The sequence below is a fragment of the Solemya elarraichensis gill symbiont genome (assembly GCF_002021095.1).
Classification (GTDB): Bacteria; Pseudomonadota; Gammaproteobacteria; order Chromatiales; family Chromatiaceae.
Window position 1 is genome coordinate 1 of the sequence record NZ_MPRK01000267.1, and the last position, 2,318, is coordinate 2,318.

At 52.2% G+C, this 2,318-nt stretch carries 2 protein-coding genes and 1 tRNA gene; all 3 read right to left on the reverse strand.

Going from position 1 to position 2,318, the window contains the following annotated elements:
* Positions 1-4: 4 nt before the first annotated feature.
* The 3 genes from BOW51_RS09995 to tgt all read right to left on the reverse strand — a co-directional run bounded on the left by BOW51_RS09995 (position 5) and on the right by tgt (position 2,139).
* Positions 5-80: transfer RNA gene (locus BOW51_RS09995), tRNA-Gly, on the reverse strand.
* A gap of 69 nt (positions 81-149) precedes the next feature.
* Positions 150-1,034 carry an AEC family transporter gene (locus BOW51_RS10000; protein WP_078477589.1) on the reverse strand — a complete coding sequence of 295 codons (885 nt, stop codon included), beginning with the start codon at positions 1,032-1,034 and terminating at the stop codon, positions 150-152.
* 7 nt (positions 1,035-1,041) lie between these two features.
* Positions 1,042-2,139: a tRNA guanosine(34) transglycosylase Tgt gene (gene tgt / locus BOW51_RS10005; RefSeq protein WP_078477590.1), complete on the reverse strand. Its 1,098-nt coding sequence runs from the start codon at positions 2,137-2,139 to the stop codon at positions 1,042-1,044.
* Positions 2,140-2,318: the final 179 nt, after the last annotated feature.

Here is a 2,318-nt window from a genome sequence, read left to right on the forward strand (position 1 = left end):
AATTTGGAGCGGGAAACGAGATTCGAACTCGCGACCCCAACCTTGGCAAGGTTGTGCTCTACCAGCTGAGCTATTCCCGCGTTGAGGCCGCAAATTGTACGGTTTCCGGCCTCTATGTCAAGCCTGTTTTTTCAAATTTGTGACAATTCCTACAGAATGCAATAGAGCACCACGGGGATCACGAGAATACTGGAGACATTTCCCAGTAATACGATCGATGCAACCTTGTCCGGTTCCTGCCCATACTGCTCTGCAAGCATGAAATTGAGAACTGCCGGTGGCAAGGCGCAAAAGAGGATAAATTGCGCTGCCTGCATTCCCTCAAGTGAAAACAGGGGAATTAGCATCAAGCCGACAAGCAACGTGGCACTGACATTGAGCACATTTGCCACTATTGCGAGGCGAAAGGGCGTGACGTGCGTCTGGGCCACGCGTGCACCGAGAGAGAACAACAGCAGCGGGATCGAAATCTGGCCAAGCATACTGATTGCATCCCCAAGTGGCTCAACCAGCTTGATACCTGCAAGATTGACGAATATGCCGAGAAAGGCGCCCCAGAACATCGGCAGGCGAATCAGCGGCTTGATATGAAAATGCGCCGCCAGTATCCAGCTGCCGAAAGTAAAATGCATAAAATTCTCGACGATAAAGAGCACGGTCGCTGCAGCCAGTCCCTCTTCACCGAAGGCAAATACCGCGAGCGGCAGGCCCATGTTGCCCGAGTTGTTGAACATCAGCGGCGGTACAAGCGTTTTGACATCTGTCTTCATCACTCTTGCCGCCGCCACGGCGATCACGCCCGTGATAAGAATCACTACAACTCCCGCTGCCGTCAGGCTGGTGTAGCTGAGCAGGTCGAAGTCGGCATCTGACATCACCGAGAAGATCAGTGCCGGTGTGAATATCTCCAGGTTGACCCTGTCGGTGAGAGAGAGATCGGTACCGCCCCGCCGGAAACGTGCATAGAGATATCCGCTGACAGCAACCGCGAAGACTGGGAAGATGATACCGAGAACAACGAGGACGCTATCCATGCCAGCTTCAGCCTCGTCTCATAGCGTAGAAGTCATCAACGAAACTGCTGAGCCGCTGCTCTTCAATCGCGCTTCTGATGCCTCGCATCAACGACTGGTAATAGTGCAAGTTGTGTATCGTATTGAGCCTGGCACCGAGAATTTCATTGCAGCGTTGCAAATGGCGCAAATAGGCACGACTATAGTTCTGACAAGTGTAGCAGTCGCAATCAGGGTCAAGCGGACCGGTATCCTTGGCATATTTTGCGTTCTTGATGCGTACCTTGCCGGTATGGGTAAAGAGGTCGCCATTACGAGCGTTGCGTGTCGGCATAACGCAGTCAAACATGTCGATACCGCGTTGTACCGCCTCGACGAGGTCTTCCGGAGTGCCGACACCCATCAGGTAACGCGGCTTGTCGGCTGGCAGCTTGTCAGAGAGAAAATCGAGTATGCGCCAGCGATCCTCCGGGGGTTCGCCAACAGAGAGACCGCCTACCGCATAGCCGTCGAAGCCGATCTCCATCAGGCCTTCAAGCGAGCGCTGTCGCAAATCCTCATAAACTCCGCCCTGAACGATACCAAACAGTGCGGAGGGATTATCACCATGCGTCGTCTTACTGCGTTTTGCCCAGCGCAACGACAGTTCCATCGACTCTTCAGCGACCTCTTGGGTTGCCGGATATGGCGTACATTCGTCGAAAATCATCACCACGTCAGAGCCCAGCTCGCGCTGAATCTGCATTGACTCTTCGGGGCCCATGAAGACCTTGTCTCCATCAATCGGAGAACGGAAATGAACACCCTCTTCGGTAATCTTGCGCATGGCACCGAGTGAGTAGACCTGAAAACCACCGGAATCAGTCAAAATGGGACCATCCCAGTGCATAAAGTCGTGCAAATCACCGTGTAGACGCACAATGTCTGTTCCGGGACGCAGCCAGAGGTGAAAGGTGTTGCCAAGAATCATCTCTGCACCGACTGAACGCAACTCTTCCGGTGTCATCGCCTTGACGGTGCCATAGGTACCAACCGGCATAAACGCGGGAGTTTCCACCGTACCGCGAGTAAACACCAGTTGACCCCTGCGGGAGCCAGCATCTGTATTATGAATGTTTTGATGCATTGCAATATTCACTTGACTTTTCGATAGCACCTGTATTAGTATATCTGCATACGCTAATCCTCCTCCTTTAAATTAGCGTATATTCCTCCATCCTTCTTATGGTGGTTTTTGGCGCGGTATCTTACCGCGCCTTTTTTTGCGCTGCAGTATAGAAATAATTAGTATTAACTCTATCCTTT

Coding starts and splice junctions, on each gene's coding strand:
- BOW51_RS10000 (WP_078477589.1), bottom strand. CDS start 1,034: ATGGATAGCGTCCTCGTTGTTCTCGGTATCATCTTCCCAGTCTTCGCG.
- tgt (WP_078477590.1), bottom strand. CDS start 2,139: ATGCATCAAAACATTCATAATACAGATGCTGGCTCCCGCAGGGGTCAA.